The organism is Acidocella sp. MX-AZ02, assembly GCF_000306035.1.
GTDB classification, from domain to species: domain Bacteria; phylum Pseudomonadota; class Alphaproteobacteria; order Acetobacterales; family Acetobacteraceae; genus Acidocella; species Acidocella facilis.
Map to the genome: position 1 here is coordinate 356,018 of NZ_JH976209.1, position 16,190 is coordinate 372,207.

Below are 16,190 nucleotides of genomic sequence, written 5' to 3' on the forward strand. Positions count from 1 at the left end.
TCCCCCTCTTCCAGCTCGATCTCGGTCAGACCGGTGTCTTTGAGCAGCGCCGCCAGCTCGGCGAGCGCCTTGGGGTCGAAAGAAAGGCTCATTGTTCGTCTTCTTCCAGAATTTCAGAGAGGGCCAACAGAGCGAGCCTATAGCCGGCAAAGCCGAGCCCGCAAATCACGCCGGTGGCGGCGTGGGAGACATAGGAATGGTGCCGGAAGGCTTCGCGCTGGTGGATATTGGAGAGATGCACCTCGATGATCGGGATATCGAGGCTCTTCAGCGCATCCATCAGCGCCACCGAGGTATGGGAATAGCCGGCGGGGTTGATGATGAGCCCGGCGGCGCTATGGCGCGCCTCCTGCACCCAGGTGATCAGCTCACCCTCATGGTTGCTTTGCCGGAAATCGATGGCGAGTCCGGCCCCTTCCGCCACCTCGGCGCAGAGTGTTTCCAGATCGTCCAGCGTGCCGTGACCGTAAATGTCCGGTTCCCGGGTGCCGAGGAGATTCAGGTTCGGTCCGTTCAGGACCAGAATGAGGGGTGCTGCCATGGTGCCGCTTGCGGTAGCATAGTGCCTCCGCGCCGCCAAATTTTTGCGGGGGTTGTTTCCATCCTTGTGGATCAATGGCTTGATTTATCAATGATTTACTGTGGCCCCGCGCGAGGCTTGCGGACGCCATGCCGGCAGCGCGCATCGCCTTGCCTTGCCTGCGCAAGGTGCCGGGCCGATAATAAGCGCCATGAGCCAAACCATTGAACAGATCACGCTCAGCGTGAACGGCGAATCGATGCAGGTCCCGGCCGGCACCAGCCTGACCGGGCTGGTGGCTCTGATGGAGCTGGATACGCGCAAGCTGGCGGTTGAACGCAATCTGGAGATCGTGCCCCGCTCCCAATATGGCGCCACCGTGCTCCAGCACGGCGATGCGCTGGAAATCGTGCATTTTGTCGGAGGGGGTTAGATCCATGGACGGTATCACGCAGAAGGCCCACGCTGGAGATCTAGGGGGCTGGACGGTCGCGGGGCGGCATTTTGCCTCGCGCCTGGTCGTCGGCACCGGGAAATACAAGGATCTGGAGACCACCGCCGAGGCGATCGCCCAGTCCGGCGCGGAGATGGTCACCGTGGCGCTGCGCCGGGTGAATGTGCATGACCGCAACGCCCCGATGCTGCAGGATTTCGTCGATCCGAAGCGCTATACTTACCTGCCCAACACCGCCGGCTGCTTCACCGCCGATGAGGCCGTGCGCACGCTGCGCCTGGCCCGCGAGGCCGGGGGCTGGAACCTGGTGAAGCTGGAAGTGCTCGGCCCGCCGCCGACCCTCTACCCGGACATGGCCGCAACCCTGCTGGCCGCCGAAGCCCTCATCAAGGACGGGTTCGAGGTCATGGTCTATTGCGCCGATGACCCGGTGGCGGCGAAGCGGCTGGAGGATATGGGCTGTGTCGCCATCATGCCGCTGGGCGCGCCGATCGGCTCTGGCCTTGGCGTGCAGAACCCGGTGATGATCCAGACCATCATCGAGAACGCCAAGGTGCCGGTGCTGGTGGATGCCGGGGTCGGCACCGCCTGGGATGCCGCCTATGCGATGGAGCTGGGCTGCGACGCGGTGCTGGTGAATTCCGCCATCGCCATGGCGGATGACCCGGTGAAGATGGCGGTGGCGATGAAGCACGGCGTCATCGCCGGCCGGCTGGCCTTCGAGGCCGGGCGGATTCCGCGCAAATCCTACGCCTCCGCCTCCTCGCCGATGACCGGGCTGATCCGCTGAAGCTGCTGCGCCGTGCCGGCCCGGAGGTTTTCGCCAATTTCATCGCCCCCTACCTCGTCTATGAGGCGCTGGATGCGCGGCTGGGCGATACGGATGCGTTGATCGCCTCCGCCCTGCCGCCTTTGCTGTGGAGCGGCTACGAGCTGGCCAAGACCAGGCGGCTGGATGCGGTCTCGTTCCTGGTGGTGGCCAGCATCCTGTTCACCCTCGCCGCCACCGCCATGGGCGGCTCGCCCCGGCTGATCCAGATCCGCGACGCGCTGGTTACCGGCGCCGTCGGGGGGCTGTTCCTGGCCTCGCTGGCGCTGGAAAAGCCGCTGATCTTCTATCTGGCCCGCGCCACCTCGGCCCGCAACACGCCGGAGGGCGCGGCGCGGTTCGAGGCGATGTGGGCGCAGCCGGGCACCCGGCGCAGCTTTCGGGTGCTGACACTGGTCTGGGGTCTGGGGCTGATCGCGCAGACCTGCGTGATGTGCACCCTGGCCAGCATCTGGAAGATCGACCGCTATCTGCTGTTGAGCCCGTTCATCGGGTACGGGATTTTCGGCCTGCTGCTGCTCTGGAGCTTCTGGTACGCCACCCGGCGCAAGGCCCTGGCGGAGCTGAGGGCGCCGGCGCCGCTGGAACCGCCCATTCCTTAGAGCATCAAGCTTTTAGCTTGATGCTCTAAGTTTTGTTTTGGCGAGCAATTTCATGTATTTAGGTTGACGCTGTCGCGTCAACCTAAATACATATTGCTCTAATTTACCAAAGTTTTTGGGGGGTCTGGGGGAGGTTTTTCAAAAACACCCCCAGCTCTTCAACCCGCCGTCTCGTCCCGGGTCCAGATCGCGCCTTTGATCTTGCCGACAAACCCCGCATGCGCCGCTTTCTGCTCATCGCTCAGCGCGATCCGCCTTGGCGTGCGGTTGGCCGGGGCCTGGTACTGCGCGAAGGAGAGCCCGGCCTCCTGGTCCAGCACCAGCCCGCGCTGGCGCCCGCCGGTCAGCTCCACATACACTTCCGCCAGCAGCTTGCAGTCCAGCAGCGCGTTATGGGTGGTGCGCGCAGAGAGGTCGATCTCGAAGCGCCGGCACAGCGCGTCCAGGCTGTTCGGCATGCCGGGGAAGCGCTGCTTGGCCAGCACCAGCGTGTCGATCATCCGCGCCTTGTCCAGGGGCGGGCGGCCGATGCGCTGCAACTCCGCCGAGATGAAGCCGAAATCGAACGGCGCATTATGCGCGACCAGCGGGGACTCCCCGAAAAACGCCAGCATCTCATCCGCCACCTCGGCGAATTTCGGCTTGCCCTCCACATGCGCGTTGGTGATGGCGTGAATGCGGGTGCTGTCCGCCGGAATGTCCCGCTCCGGGTCCAGCAGCGCGTAAAACGTGTTGCCGGTGGGCAGGTCGTTTTCCAGCTCGATCGCGGCGATTTCGATCACCCTATCCCCGGTCAGCGGCTCGAAGCCGGTGGTCTCGGTATCGAACAAAACGGACCGGCTCATAGCCCCAGCTCCTGCAAAATCTCGTCCACCTGTGCCTGGGTCGCTTCCAGCGTGCCACCGGTTTCGACCACGTAATCCGCCTTTTCGCGTTTTTGCGCATCCGGCATCTGCCTGGCGATGATCGCCTCGATCTGCGCCAGCGTCAGCCCGCGCTGGCGCACCCGCTCGATCTGCACCTCGCGCGGGCAGGAAACCACGATCACCTTGTCGAACCCCGCTTCCCGGCCGGTTTCCAGCAGCAACGGAATATCCAGCAGCACCGCTTGTCGCCCCGCGGCCGTGGCATCGGCAATAAACGCCGCCTCGGCCGCGCGTACCAGCGGATGCATGATCTCTTCCAGCGCGCGCATCTGCGTCCCATCGGCCAGCACCAGGGCGCGCAGCCGGGCGCGGTCCAGCACGCCCGCTTCCACGGTGCCGGGAAAGGCCGCCGCAATCGCCGCAATCGCCACCCCGCCAGGGGCCTGCAGCCGGTGGACCTCGTCATCCGCATTGAAGCCCGGCACGTCGCGCGACGCGAACATCCCGGCCACGGTGGATTTGCCCATGCCGATGCCACCGGTGAGGCCGAGGCGCATCATGCGGCGACGATCCGGTACAGCTCCTCATCCACCACCGGCGTCACCCCGAACCAGGCGCTAAAGCCCGGCACCGCCTGGTGCAGCAACATCCCCAGCCCTTCCACCGGGGTCAGCCCACGCTCACGCGCCGCACGCAGCAATGCGGTCTCCAGCGGCGCGAAGATGATGTCGGCCACCGCCAGGCTCGTATGGGCGTGGGAGAGGTCCATCTCCAAAGGCGGCTGGTGCACCATGCCGAGCGAGGTGGTGTTGATCAGCAGCGCGTAATCGCCCAGCGCCTCGGCCCGGCGCTCCCAGGGCAGCACCTCGCCCGCCATTGCCATCGCCAGGGCGGCGGCGCGCTCGGGCGTCCGGTTGGCGAAGGTGATCTTCGCGCCCTCGTCCTGCAGCGCCGCGCCGATGCCGCGCGCGGCCCCGCCGGCACCCAGAATCAGCACCGGCCCCGCCGCCGGGTCCACCCCATGCGCGCGCAGATTGGCGATGAAGCCATAGCCGTCGGTATTGCGCCCCTCGATGCCGCGCTCGGAGAAGACCAGCATGTTCACCGCTCCGGCGCGGCGGGCGAATTCATCCACATGGTCGCACACCGCAAAGGCGGCTTCCTTGTGCGGGATGGTTACATTCATCCCGGCGAACCCGGCTTTGGCCAAGGCGGGCACCACCGTCGAGAAATCCTCCGGGCGGATCGGCAGCGGCAGATAGGCGCCGTCGATCTGATGCCGGTTCAGCCAGGTGCCGTGGATCCGGGGGGAGCGTGAGTGGGCGACCGGCCAGCCGGTGACACCGGCGAGCCGGGCGGAGCCGGAGAGGAGTCGCAACATGGGCGGACACCACCATGCCGCCACGCGCTTGCCAAGAGCAGAAGCAGCACAGCCGGTACCAGATGCGCGAAAGCCGGGTGCCAGGGCAGCAGCCCCGGCCCGAACCAGGCCAGGAAGAACAAAACCGGCTCGCCGGGCTTGAAGCTGCCTGCCGCCTCTCTTGCTTCCGCCAGCCGCGCCTCCACCAGCAGCGCCACCGCGAGGCTGACGCCGAGCAGGTCGTAAACATGCAGATAGGGGCTGGCCAGGCCAGAGAGAATCAGCATCGCCGGCACTGAGCGGGTGAACAGCCCGGCCAGCACGCACAGCGCGCTCACCCCCGCCTGCACCGCCAGTGCCGGGACGAGGCCGAGCGGCCTGGCGGTGGCGAAGGCGCTGATCAGCCCGCCGGCGAATGCCTTTGGCTCGCCGGTGAGCAGCACATTGCTCATCATCGGGCTGGTATAATGCAGGAAGCCCACCCAGGCGGCTTGCCCAAAGGCCCATAGCGAGGCCGCGGCCAGCAGCACCGTCGCCAAGGCCGCATAAAAGAAAGCCAACTTCCGTCGGCGCAGCAGATACAGCGGCAGCACCAGCCCGAGTTGCGGCTTGAAGCTGGCCAGCCCGATCAAGGCGCCCGCCAGCCGGGGCCGTGCCTGCGCCAGCAGCAACCCGCCGCCGATCAGCGCCGTCAGCAGCGCCGCATTCTGATGCTCCATGGCGTTTTCCAGGCTGGCCGGAGCCAGCAGCACGGCGGCGATGAACCAGACGCTCTTGCCCGCCAGCCGCAGCACCAACGCCAGCAGCGCCAGTGAGAGCGCATCGAAGGCCAGCACCGCCGGCCAGGGCGGCAGCCAGCCGAAGGCCGCCGCGATCAGCCCGTAGCTCGGCGGATAGCTCCACAGATGATAGGGCAATTTCCCATACATGCCCTGCAAAAAGCTCTGATAGGCCTGATGGTCGAACAGCATCCCCAGCTGCCCGTGCAGGTACAGAAATCCGCCGGCCCAGAAATCCAGCCCGTCGCGCAAGGCTTTGCCGTGGAAGCCATGCAGCTGGCCCCACAGGATCGCCACCGCCTCGCCAAGCGAGGGCAGGGTGCAGAGGGCGACGATCAAAACCAGTCTTAACCGGCTGAAGGCTTGATTTTTTTCCGACATATGCGCTTTAGTCCGGGCTTTCCGTTGCCTTGAAAGCATATTCATGATCTCCGCGCTAATGCCGAATTTCTCCAGACTCGACGTTGCCTTCGCGCACGGCCAGGGCAGCTGGCTGTTCGACGCGCAGGGGCGACGCTATCTGGATTTCGCGGCCGGGATCGCGACCAATTCGCTCGGCCATAACCACCCGCATCTGGTGAAGGCGATTTCCGAGCAGGCGGCGAAGGTGATTCACGTCTCCAACCTCTATCGTGTGCCGCAGGCGGAGCAGCTGGCGGCGCGCTTTGTCGAGGCGTGCTTCGCTGACAGCGTGTTTTTCTGCAATTCCGGCGCCGAGGCGAATGAGGGGCTGATCAAGGCGATGCGCAAGGCGCAGTTCGATGCCGGGCACCCGGAGCGCACCCGCGTGATCTGCTTCGAGGGTGCCTTCCATGGCCGCACCCTCGCCACCATCTCGGCCACCGGGAACCCGAAATATCTGGAAGGATTCGGCAAGCCGGTGGAGGGGTTCGACCATGTGCCCTTCAACAATCTCAACGCGCTGCGCGCCGCCATCACCGCCGAGACGGCGGGGATTCTGGTGGAGCCGCTGCAGGGGGAAGGCGGCATCCGCGCCGCCGACCCGGATTTCCTGCGCGGCCTGCGCGCCGCCTGCGACGAGTTCGGGCTGATCCTCGGCTTCGATGAGGTGCAAACCGGGATGGGGCGCACCGGGAAGCTGTTCGCGCATCAATGGGGCGATGTCGAGCCGGATATCATGAGCCTGGCCAAGGGCATTGGCGGCGGCTTCCCGATGGCGGCGGTGCTGGCCAGGGAGCACGTGGCCAAGGCGCTGAAGCCGGGCAGCCATGGCACCACCTTCGGCGGCAGCCCGCTGGCCTGCGCCGTTGGCAATGCGGTGCTGGACGTGATCCTCGCCGATGGCTTCCTGGACCAGATGAACGAGACCGCGTCCTATCTGCGCGCCGGGCTGGAGAGGCTGATCGCCCGCCATGGCGACGTGTTCACCGAGCTGCGCGGCCAGGGGCTGCTGATCGGGCTGAAATGCGCGGTGCCGAATGGCGAGGCGCAGGCACAGGCGCTGCGCCAGGGCCTGCTGAGCGTCGCCGCCGGCGAGAACGTGCTGCGCCTGCTGCCGCCCTTGGTCGTCACCCGGGCCGATTGCGACGAAGGGCTCGCGATGCTGGAACAAACTGCCGCCGCCCTGGCCCCGCAGGTGGCGAAATGAGCGCGTGGGGATGGTGGGGCGGCCACGCGCAAAATAAAATGAGCGCGTGGGGATGGTGGGGCGGCCACGCGCAAAATAAAATGAGCGCGTGGGGATGGTGGGGCAGCCACGCGCCCAAGCAAAATCATTTGAGCGCCTCCGCTCAGGAGGCGAATAAATGAGCGCTGTTCTCTCCTTGCAGGACTCCGGCCCCCGGCATTTCCTGGACCTGAAGGATTTCTCCGCTGCCCAGCTGCGCGCCATGCTGGATGATGCCGCCGCCTTCAAGCGCAGCCGCGCCAACCCGACGCGCAAGCCGCTTGCGGGCAAAACCCTGGCGATGATCTTCGAGAAACCCTCCACCCGCACCCGCGTCTCTTTCGAGGTCGCGGCCAAGGAGCTGGGGGGCGATACCGTGGTGCTGTCCTCGAAAGACATGCAGATCGGCCGCGGCGAGACCATTCCGGACACCGCCAATGTGCTGTCGCGCTTCGTGCATGGCATCCTGTTGCGCACGGACCGCGCCGCCAAGATGCATGAGCTGGCGGCGCATGCCAGCGTGCCGGTGATCAACGGCCTCACCGAGCTTTCGCATCCCTGCCAGATTCTGGCGGATCTGCTGACCTTCGAGGAGCATAAGGGGCCGGTGGCCGGGCAGAGCATCGCCTGGGTGGGAGATGGCAATAATGTCGCCGCCTCTTTCATCGAGGCGGCCGCGCGCTTCAACTTCAAGCTCCGCCTGGCCTGCCCGGAAGGCTATTTGCCGCGCCCGGAGGTTCTGGCCTGGGCGAAGGCCGAGGGGGCGGATGTGGCACTGGGGCAGGACCCGGCCTGGGCGGTGGAAAACGCCGCCTGCGTGGTGACCGATACCTGGCTCTCAATGTCCGATTCCGAGGACGAGGCCGCCGCCCGGGCGAAAATCTTCGCGCCTTATCAGGTCACCAACGCGCTGATGGGCAAGGCCGCACCCGGCGCGATTTTCCAGCACTGCCTGCCCGCCCATCGCGGTGAGGAAGTGACCGCCGAGGTGATCGACGGCCCGGCCTCCGTGGTGTTCGACGAGGCGGAGAACCGGCTGCACGCGCAGAAGGCCATCCTCACCTGGGCGATGGGGTGATCCTCGCGTTTCCCGAAAAAACCGGCCGTCTGGCCGGTTTTTTTATGATCGTGCGTGGATTTGCGCAGCGCGCTGCAATCGATCCGGACCACACGCGAAAACGCGGCGCCGTGAACAGGGATGGCGATCGCGTCGCCACGCTGGATGAGCCGACCGCCTCGCCCGATTCCGCCAGCCGTGATATGGTGATCGGGCTGATGAATGATGCGAAATTCCGCGGCGCGGCGGCGGATATGGAGCCGCACATTGAGTCGCTGAGGGAAAACGCATGACGAATTTCAAGAATGCCCGGCTGGTGCTGCCGCATGAGGTGGTGGAAGGCGGCTTGCGCGTCGAGGACGGGCTGATCGCTGCCATCGGCGTGGCGGAGGGGTATGATTGCGAAGGCGATTTCCTGATGCCGGGGATGATCGATTTGCATACGGATAATCTGGAGCGCCAGGCGCAGCCGCGCTCTTCCGCGCGCTGGCCCTCGCGTTCGGCGTTGCTGATCCATGACGCGCAATGTGCCGCCGCCGGCATCACCACCGTGTTCGATGCGCTCTGCCTTGGCGATATCGGCTTTGAGAAAGAGCGCAATCAGACCTTCCTCGACGGCTATGCGGATCTCTGCGCGCTGCGGCCGACCGGGGCGCTGAAGGTTGAGCATTTCCTGCATCTGCGCTGCGAACTTCCCGCCGCCGAGATGCCGGACATGCTGGATGAGGTGATCGATGATCCGCTGGTGAAGCTGATCTCGGTGATGGACCACAGCCCCGGCATTGGCGGGCAGTACAAGGATGAGGCGCGCTATCGCCGCATGCGCGCCGCCGAAGGCTTCAGCCCGGATGAGATCGAACACGTGATCACCGCGTTGAAATCCGCGCATCATGAAAACCACAGGAAAAATCGCAGCCGGATTGTGAAGCGGACGCTTGCGCGCGGCATTAAGCTGGCCTCGCATGATGACCATAGCGAAGAGGATGTGATCCAGAACGAGGCGGATGGCATTTCCATCGCGGAATTTCCGGTCTCGCTGGTCGCCGCGAAGGCGGCGAAGGCGCGGGGGATGAAGGTGATCGCCGGGGCGCCGAACATCGTGCGCGGTGGCTCGCATTCGGGCAATGTCGCGGTGATGGATCTGGTGCGGCAGAATTTGCTGGATGCGCTGGCCTCGGACTATGTGCCGGCCGCGATGCTGGAGGCGGTGTTTGGGATCGTCGCGCAAAAGACGCTGGCGCTGCCTGAAGCGGTGGCGTTGGTGAGCTCTGGCCCGGCGGCTGTGGCAGGGCTCGCGGATCGCGGCCGTATCGAAGTTGGCCAGCGGGCGGATCTGCTGCAGATCCGGCTCTATGACGGGTTGCCGGTGATCCGCTCCGTCTGGCGTGGAGGCGTGCGCGTTGCCTGAGCCGTATCGCGTCGCGGTCTATTACGCGCCGGAGGCGGACGATCCGCTCTGGCGCGCCGGTTGCGAATGGCTGGGGCGGGATCCGGAAAGCGGCGCGGTTCTGGCACAACCGGCGTTGGCGGGCCTGCATGAAAATACACAAGATCCGCGCCGTTACGGCTTCCATGCGACATTGAAGGCGCCGATGGTGCCAAGGCACGGATTTGAGAGGTTTCTCTCAGCCGCGAAGGATTTCGCCGCGCGGCAAAAGCCGTTTTTGATGCCGCGGCTTGAGGTCATGCCGTTGCACGGTTTCCTGGCATTATGCCCAGCCGAACCGGCGGCTTCACTTTACCAGCTGGCGAATGGCTGTGTGGAGGCTTTCGACGCGCATCGCCTCCCGGAAAGTGCGGCAGCCCAGGCCAGGCGCGCGCAGGGACGCACGCCGCGCCAGGAGGAAAATATCGCCCGCTGGGGCTATCCGCTGGTGTTCGAGGATTTCGAGTTTCACATGACGCTGAGTGGGAAGATGCAAGACAATCCCTACGTGCCTGCAGCCCGCGCCCATTTCGCGGCGTCCTTGGCGCAACCGCGCATGGCGCGCAGCCTGGCGGTGTTTATTGAAGAGTCGCAAGGTGCAGCTTTCAGGCTGTTTCAGCGCCTGGCGTTCGGCGCATGAAGGGGCCGATGCTGGTTCTGGTTGTCGGGCCGTCTGGTGCTGGCAAGGATACGGTTCTCGCCTACGCCAAGGCGCATTTGGCGGGCTATGAGACGGTGGTGTTTCCCCGCCGCGTCATCACCCGCCCGCCCGGACCGGGTGAGGATCATGTCTGTGTCACCGAGGCGGAATTTGCATCCGAGCGCTTTGCCCTGGCATGGCAGGCGCACGGTCTGCATTATGGCATTCCCGCCGATATAGAGCGGGATCTTGCGGCCGGACGCATCGTGATTATCAATGTTTCGCGTGGGGTGATCGCCGAGGCGCGGGCGCGCTTTCCGTGCATGGTGGTGGAAATCACCGCGCCGCCGGAAATATTGGCGCAACGCCTTGCCGCGCGCGGGCGCGAAGATGCGGCGGCCATCGCCGAACGGCTGCACCGGGAGGGCGCTCAAATCGACGCCGATGTCACCATCATTAATGACAGGCTGCCTCAGGATGCCGGGGCGATGTTGCTGGCGAAACTTTCCTGATCCAAGAAAATCCAGCGCAAGGTGGACATGTCGGGGATGAGAGCCTCAAGCTTTTAGCTTGAGGCTCTCATTTTGATATTGCGAGCAATTTCATCTGTTTATCTTGACGCTACCGCGTCAATCTAAACACATATTGCGCTAAAGCCGCCGCCAATAGGCTTTGAAATATCCTTGCGCATCCAGCGCGGCGGGGGCGCCGACATGCACCGGATCGCCATTGCGGCAGCGCCAGCGATACAGGCTGTCATGCCCTGAAATATAGGCGGGCACGAAAGCCGCATTCGGGTTTTTGTCGCACCAGGGCTTGGCCGCCGGCAAAATGGTCGCCTTGTTGGCCGGCCCGCAGGGCAAATTGGCGCCGATGAAGCAGCCATAGGCTTTGCCATCCATGCAGCGCATCAGCGTCATTTTTTGCACCATCGCCGGAGGCGGGCCGTGCAGTTTAAAGGCCTTCACCGCTTGCGGCACCAGAGCGGCGGGCAGCGCGCGGGCGGCGGCGTCGGTCTGTCCCGGCGCGCAGAAGGCGGCGGCATGGGCCCTGGGCGCGAGGGCAAAAAGACTGAGCAACAGCAAGGCAAAACCGATTTTTCGCATGGGAGGAGCCTGACATGCGGGGCGGGGGCGCGTCAAATGCCCCTGGGATTGCGCGGCTGGGTTGCCTATGTTTCCGCGGACCAGACCATCAGGCTTTCAGCTCGATGGTACAGTCTTTGTTTGAGCGAGCCATTTCATGTGTCGAGCTTGACGCTGGTGCGTCGGGCTCGACACATATGGCTCTGGAGGAGCAACGCCATGGAATATCGTACACTCGGCCCAACCGGTCTGCTGGTTTCGCGCCTGTGCCTGGGCTGCATGAGCTTCGGCGAGGCGCAGCGCGGCACCCATGAATGGACGCTGGATGAGGAGTCCAGCCGCCCGCTCATCCGCCAGGCGCTGGAGGCGGGTATTAATTTCTTCGACACCGCGAACATGTATTCCAACGGCTCGTCGGAAGAGTTTGTCGGCCGGGCCTTGAAGGATTTCGCCGCGCGCGATGAGATCGTGGTCGCCTCGAAAGCCTATTTCCCCTGGCGCGGGGCGCCGAACACCGGCGGGCTGTCGCGCAAGGCGCTGTTCCAGGCGGTGGATGACAGCCTCAGGCGCCTGGGTATGGAGTATCTGGATCTCTACCAGATCCATCGCTGGGACGAGGTGACCCCGATCGAGGAGACGATGGAGGCGTTGCATGACATCGTGAAATCCGGGCGGGTGCGCTATATCGGCGCTTCCTCGATGTCCGCCTGGCAGTTTTCCAAGGCGCAATATACCGCGCAGATCCATGGCTGGACGAAATTCATCTCGATGCAGAATCAGGTGAACCTGATTTATCGGGAGGAGGAGCGCGAGATGCTGCCGCTCTGCGCGGATATGGGGGTGGGGGTGATCCCCTGGAGCCCGCTGGCGCGCGGCCGCCTGACCCGGCCCTGGGGCGAGACGACCAAACGCTCTGAGACGGATCTGGTGATCAAATCCATCTACACCAAGACCGAAGAACAGGACCGCAAGGTGGTGGAAGAGGTGGCGCGAATCGCGGCGGCGAAGGGGGTGGGCAAGGCGCAGGTGGCGATGGCCTGGCTGCTGCAGAAGCCGGGCATCACCGCGCCGATCATCGGGGCGACCAAGGCGTCGCATCTGGCGGATGCGGTGGCGGCGCTGGAGGTGAGGCTGAGTGCCGAGGAGATCGCGGCACTGGAGGCGCCTTATGTGCCGCATCCGGTGGCCGGCGTGGCTAGCCCCAGGGGAACGCAAGGCTTGACGCTGAGCGTGATGTGAATGCGGTTATGTGTGGGGGGATGCCCCCCACACATAACCGGGGGCTTTACAGCGAGAAGCCCTTTTTCGCGAAATTATGGTGGCCTTCGACATAGCGCACCGTGCCGGATTTGGAGCGCATGACGATGGAATGCGTCACCGCCCCATGGCCCACGCGCCGCACCCCGTTCAGCATCGCGCCGGTTGTGACACCGGAGGCCGCGAACATCACATCGCCCTTGGCCATCTCGGTCAGGGTATAGATGCGGCTCGGGTCGGTGATGCCCATGCCCCGGGCGCGCTCGATCTGCGCCTCATCCTCGAACATCAGCCGGCCCAGCATCTGGCCGCCGGTGCAGCGCAGAGCGGCCGCCGCCAGCACGCCTTCCGGGGCGCCGCCGGAGCCCAGATACATATCCACCCCGCCGCCCGGCAGTGAGGCGGCGATGACGCCGGCCACATCGCCATCGCCCAGCAGCAGAATGCGCGCCCCGGCTTCGCGGATCTTGGCGATCGATTCCTGGTGGCGGTCGCGGTCCAGCATGCACACCATCAGCTCGGAAATCTCGATGCCCTTGGCCCGCGCCAGGTTTTTCAGATTTTCCTTCACCGGCGCGTCGAGCGAGATCACCCCCTCCGGCAGCCCCGGGCCGACGGCGATTTTTTCCATATACACGTCAGGCGCGTTGAGGAAATTGCCGTGCTCGGCCAGCGCCACGGTGGTGATGGCGTTGGGGCCGCCCTTGGCGGTGATGGTGGTGCCTTCCAGCGGATCGACGGCGATGTCCATCGCCGGGCCGCCGCAGCCGACCTTCTCGCCGATATAGAGCATCGGCGCCTCGTCCATTTCGCCTTCGCCGATGACCACGGTGCCGTCGATGGCGACGGTGTCGAAGGCTTTGCGCATGGCTTCCACGGCGGCGCCATCGGCCTCGTTCTTCTGGCCGCGGCCGATCCAGCGCGAGGCGGCGATCGCCGCCGCTTCGGTCACACGCACCAGCTCCAGCGCCAGGTTGCGATCAGAGACGTCTTCGAGACGGCGTTCGGTCATGGGCAAACTCCCTTATTTTGGTTCGATGCGGATCAAGGCCGGCGGCTCCAGCACCGCCGGCAAGGCGGCAATCCCCGCCAGCGCGGCATTCACCGCGGCTTCCTTGGTGTCGTGCGTCACCAGCACGATGGGCACCGCCTCGCCCGGGGCGCGGCCATGCTGGATCATGGATTCGAGCGAGATGCCATGGTCGCGCAGGATGGCGGTGACATCGGCGAGCACGCCGGGCTCATCCACCACCGAGAGCCGCACGAAATAGGCGCTGGCGAGTTCGGAGGTCGGCGTGATCGGCAGATCCTCCAGCGCGCTCTCCTCCATCCCCCAGACCGGGACGCGGATATTGCGGGCGAGGTCGATCAGGTCCGCCACCACGGCGCTGGCCGTCGGGCCTTCGCCGGCGCCGCGTCCGCGCAAAAACACCGGGCCGGAGAAATCGCCTTCCAGCAGCACCGCGTTGAACACGCCATCGACGGTGGCAATCGGCTTCTCGACCGGCACCATGGTCGGGTGCACGCGCAGGGAGATGCCGGCCTCGGTCTGCTCGGCGATGCCCAGCAGCTTGATGCGGTAGCCCAGCTCCTCGGCGAAGGCGATGTCGATGGCTGAAATCCGGCGGATACCCTCGATATGCAGCTTGGCGAAATCAATCCGCGCGCCGAAGGCGAGGCCGGCGAGGATGGCGAGCTTATGGGCAGCGTCCACGCCATCGATGTCGAAGCTGGGGTCGGCCTCGGCATAGCCCAGCGCCTGGGCATCGGCCAGCACATCGGCGAAATCCCGGCCTTCCTCGCGCATGGTGGTGAGGATGTAATTGCAGGTGCCGTTGAGAATGCCGGCGACACGGCTGACCTTGTTCGCGGCCAGCCCTTCGCGCAGCGCCTTGATGACGGGAATGCCGCCCGCCACCGCCGCCTCATAGGCGATGGTGACATTATTGGCTTCCGCCGCCCGGGCTAGCGCGACGCCATGCACGGCGAGCAGCGCCTTGTTGGCGGTGACGAACTGCTTGCCGGCGGCAATCGCGGCCTCGGCCAGGGCTTTCGCCTTGCCGTCCGAGCCGCCGATCAGCTCCACCACCACCTCAACCTCCGGGTCATGCGCCAGGGCGAGGGCATCGTCATGCCAGGTCAGTCCGTCCAGCTTTACCCCACGGTCGCGGCTCTTGTCGCGCGCGGAGATGGCGGTGACCATCACCGGCCGGCCGGCGCGCGCCGCGATGAGTTCCTTCTGGGCGGCGAGCAGCTTGACGACGCCAGCGCCGACCGTGCCGAGCCCGGCGATGCCGATTTTAAGCGGTTTCACGATTTGACCTCTGATTCAGCCGGCGCCCCGTTGTCGGTCGCCAGGAAATGCTTGATGTTGCGCAGCGCCTGGCGCAGCCGGTGCTGGTTTTCCACCAAAGCGATGCGGACATGGCCATCGCCATATTCGCCAAAGCCGATGCCCGGGGCCACCGCCACCTTGGCCTTGGCCATCAGCAGCTTGGAGAATTCCAGGCTGCCGAGATGGGCATATTTCGGCGGGATCGGCGCCCAGGCGAACATCGAGCCTTCGGGGCTGGGCACGTCCCAGCCGGCGGCGTGCAGACCCTTGATCAGAATATCCCGGCGCTCGCGGTAGAGATTGCGCATCTCTTCCACGCAATCCTGCGGGCCATTGAGTGCGGCCGTCGCCGCGACCTGGATCGGCGTGAAGGCGCCGTAATCCAGATAGGATTTCATCCGCGTCAGCGCCTTGATCAGATGCGGGTTGCCGACGCCAAAGCCCATGCGCCAGCCGGGCATGGAATAGGTTTTGGACATCGAGGTGAACTCGATGGTGATGTCCTTGGCCCCTTCCACCTGCAGCACCGAGGGGGGCGGGTTGCCGTCGAAATAGATCTCGGAATAAGCGATGTCCGAGATGATGAAAATCTCGTGCTGCTTGGCCAGCTTCACCAGCGCCTTGTAGAAATCCAGCGTCGCCATATAGGCGGTCGGGTTGGACGGGAAATTGACGATCAGCGCGGTCGGCTTCGGCACGGAATGGCGCACCGCGCGGTCGATCGCGGCGAGCATGTCGTCATCCGGGGTGGCTGGGATCGAGCGCACCGAGGCGCCGGCGATGATGAAGCCGAATTGATGGATCGGGTAGGAGGGGTTGGGCACCAGAATGGTGTCGCCCGGCGAAGTGATGGCGGCGGCGAGGTTGGCCAGGCCCTCCTTGGAGCCGAGTGTGGCGATCACTTCGGTCTCCGGGTCCAGCTTCACCCCGAAGCGGCGCTCATAATAGGCCGCCTGGGCGCGGCGCAGGCCGGGGATGCCCTTTGAGGTGGAATAGCGGTGGCTGCGCGGGTCCTGCACGGTTTCCACCAGCTTCGCCACGATATGGGGCGGGGTGGGGCTGTCCGGATTGCCCATGCCGAGATCGATAATGTCCTCCGCGGCGGCGCGTGCCTTGGCCTTGGCGGCATTCACTTCCGCGAAGACGTAAGGGGGCAGGCGGCGTATGCGGTGAAACTCTTCGGACATTTTTCTGACTCGGTTGATAGAGGGTGACGCGGTGCTCAATACACCAATTGCACGAAGCCGCCAGAACCGGCGGCAAAGGCGTCCAGCTTAATCTTGTCGGCCGGCACGCCGGCGGCGGTCAGCGCATCGGCGATGCGCCGGGCGCGGGCGAGGGCGAGGCCCATCG

19 protein-coding genes are annotated in these 16,190 nt (G+C 65.2%); 10 read left to right on the plus strand and 9 right to left on the minus strand.

Translation table 11 applies throughout. From position 1 onward, the window contains the following. Positions 1 to 88: 88 nt before the first annotated feature. Positions 89 to 541, minus strand: coding sequence for a type II 3-dehydroquinate dehydratase (gene aroQ, locus MXAZACID_RS13895; protein WP_008495081.1), 453 nt, complete (start codon positions 539 to 541; stop codon positions 89 to 91). Positions 542 to 731: 190 nt separating this feature from the next. Here aroQ and thiS point away from each other — a divergent pair, with 190 nt between their 5' ends. From thiS to MXAZACID_RS13910, 3 genes are read left to right on the plus strand one after another with little or no spacing between them, the layout of a single operon-like run. Continuing rightward, complete coding sequence (gene thiS, locus MXAZACID_RS13900) at positions 732 to 953, plus strand: sulfur carrier protein ThiS (RefSeq protein WP_008495082.1); 222 nt, start codon at positions 732 to 734, stop codon at positions 951 to 953. A gap of 4 nt (positions 954 to 957) precedes the next feature. After that, a complete protein-coding gene (locus tag MXAZACID_RS13905; protein WP_008495083.1) occupies positions 958 to 1,764 on the plus strand; it encodes a thiazole synthase in 807 nt (268 codons plus the stop codon). 5 nt (positions 1,765 to 1,769) lie between these two features. Next, positions 1,770 to 2,405: a VC0807 family protein gene (locus MXAZACID_RS13910; RefSeq protein ID WP_280512642.1), complete on the plus strand. Its 636-nt coding sequence runs from the start codon at positions 1,770 to 1,772 to the stop codon at positions 2,403 to 2,405. Positions 2,406 to 2,563: 158 nt separating this feature from the next. On the opposite strand, the gene dnaQ is transcribed toward MXAZACID_RS13910, so the two are convergent. The 4 genes from dnaQ to MXAZACID_RS13930 are packed head-to-tail and all read right to left on the minus strand — an operon-like array spanning position 2,564 to position 5,791. Further along, the gene (dnaQ, locus tag MXAZACID_RS13915; protein WP_008495085.1) at positions 2,564 to 3,250 is read right to left on the minus strand and encodes a DNA polymerase III subunit epsilon; all 687 of its coding nucleotides are present in this window, start codon (positions 3,248 to 3,250) and stop codon (positions 2,564 to 2,566) included. Further along, positions 3,247 to 3,831: a dephospho-CoA kinase gene (coaE, locus tag MXAZACID_RS13920; protein ID WP_008495086.1), complete on the minus strand. Its 585-nt coding sequence runs from the start codon at positions 3,829 to 3,831 to the stop codon at positions 3,247 to 3,249. The genes dnaQ and coaE overlap by 4 nt, the downstream gene beginning before the upstream one ends. Next, the gene (locus tag MXAZACID_RS13925; protein WP_008495087.1) at positions 3,828 to 4,652 is read right to left on the minus strand and encodes a shikimate dehydrogenase; all 825 of its coding nucleotides are present in this window, start codon (positions 4,650 to 4,652) and stop codon (positions 3,828 to 3,830) included. Before MXAZACID_RS13925 ends, coaE begins: the two co-directional genes overlap by 4 nt. Beyond that, positions 4,556 to 5,791, minus strand: coding sequence for a glycosyltransferase family 87 protein (locus tag MXAZACID_RS13930; RefSeq protein WP_008495088.1), 1,236 nt, complete (start codon positions 5,789 to 5,791; stop codon positions 4,556 to 4,558). Before MXAZACID_RS13930 ends, MXAZACID_RS13925 begins: the two co-directional genes overlap by 97 nt. 43 nt (positions 5,792 to 5,834) lie before the next feature. Between MXAZACID_RS13930 and MXAZACID_RS13935 the strand changes: the two genes are divergently transcribed. From MXAZACID_RS13935 to phnN, 6 genes are all read left to right on the plus strand, one after another. Continuing rightward, positions 5,835 to 7,019 carry an aspartate aminotransferase family protein gene (locus MXAZACID_RS13935; RefSeq protein ID WP_008495089.1) on the plus strand — a complete coding sequence of 395 codons (1,185 nt, stop codon included), beginning with the start codon at positions 5,835 to 5,837 and terminating at the stop codon, positions 7,017 to 7,019. A gap of 157 nt (positions 7,020 to 7,176) precedes the next feature. After that, on the plus strand, positions 7,177 to 8,115 hold the full coding sequence (argF, locus tag MXAZACID_RS13940; protein ID WP_008495090.1) for an ornithine carbamoyltransferase: 939 nt from the start codon (positions 7,177 to 7,179) through the stop codon (positions 8,113 to 8,115). Continuing rightward, a complete protein-coding gene (locus MXAZACID_RS19795) occupies positions 8,112 to 8,387 on the plus strand; it encodes a hypothetical protein (protein ID WP_008495091.1) in 276 nt (91 codons plus the stop codon). The genes argF and MXAZACID_RS19795 overlap by 4 nt, the downstream gene beginning before the upstream one ends. Further along, complete coding sequence (locus MXAZACID_RS13950) at positions 8,384 to 9,502, plus strand: alpha-D-ribose 1-methylphosphonate 5-triphosphate diphosphatase (protein ID WP_008495092.1); 1,119 nt, start codon at positions 8,384 to 8,386, stop codon at positions 9,500 to 9,502. The genes MXAZACID_RS19795 and MXAZACID_RS13950 overlap by 4 nt, the downstream gene beginning before the upstream one ends. Then, the gene (locus MXAZACID_RS13955) at positions 9,495 to 10,160 is read left to right on the plus strand and encodes a DUF1045 domain-containing protein (RefSeq protein ID WP_008495093.1); all 666 of its coding nucleotides are present in this window, start codon (positions 9,495 to 9,497) and stop codon (positions 10,158 to 10,160) included. The genes MXAZACID_RS13950 and MXAZACID_RS13955 overlap by 8 nt, the downstream gene beginning before the upstream one ends. An 8-nt stretch (positions 10,161 to 10,168) precedes the next feature. Beyond that, the gene (gene phnN, locus MXAZACID_RS13960) at positions 10,169 to 10,672 is read left to right on the plus strand and encodes a phosphonate metabolism protein/1,5-bisphosphokinase (PRPP-forming) PhnN (RefSeq protein ID WP_008495094.1); all 504 of its coding nucleotides are present in this window, start codon (positions 10,169 to 10,171) and stop codon (positions 10,670 to 10,672) included. 138 nt (positions 10,673 to 10,810) lie between these two features. Here the strand turns inward: phnN and MXAZACID_RS13965 are convergent, their stop codons facing one another. Beyond that, the gene (locus MXAZACID_RS13965; protein WP_008495095.1) at positions 10,811 to 11,266 is read right to left on the minus strand and encodes a hypothetical protein; all 456 of its coding nucleotides are present in this window, start codon (positions 11,264 to 11,266) and stop codon (positions 10,811 to 10,813) included. Between the two features lie 198 nt (positions 11,267 to 11,464). Between MXAZACID_RS13965 and MXAZACID_RS13970 the strand changes: the two genes are divergently transcribed. Next, complete coding sequence (locus tag MXAZACID_RS13970) at positions 11,465 to 12,484, plus strand: aldo/keto reductase (protein WP_008495096.1); 1,020 nt, start codon at positions 11,465 to 11,467, stop codon at positions 12,482 to 12,484. Positions 12,485 to 12,530: 46 nt separating this feature from the next. Here MXAZACID_RS13970 and glpX read toward each other — a convergent pair whose 3' ends face one another. The 3 genes from glpX to MXAZACID_RS13985 are packed head-to-tail and all read right to left on the minus strand — an operon-like array spanning position 12,531 to position 16,024. After that, a complete protein-coding gene (glpX, locus tag MXAZACID_RS13975) occupies positions 12,531 to 13,514 on the minus strand; it encodes a class II fructose-bisphosphatase (RefSeq protein WP_008495097.1) in 984 nt (327 codons plus the stop codon). Between the two features lie 12 nt (positions 13,515 to 13,526). Next, entirely contained in the window at positions 13,527 to 14,816 is a 1,290-nt protein-coding gene (locus tag MXAZACID_RS13980) for a homoserine dehydrogenase (protein WP_008495098.1), read from the minus strand. Continuing rightward, on the minus strand, positions 14,813 to 16,024 hold the full coding sequence (locus MXAZACID_RS13985) for an LL-diaminopimelate aminotransferase (RefSeq protein ID WP_008495099.1): 1,212 nt from the start codon (positions 16,022 to 16,024) through the stop codon (positions 14,813 to 14,815). The genes MXAZACID_RS13980 and MXAZACID_RS13985 overlap by 4 nt, the downstream gene beginning before the upstream one ends. Positions 16,025 to 16,190 lie beyond the last annotated feature (166 nt).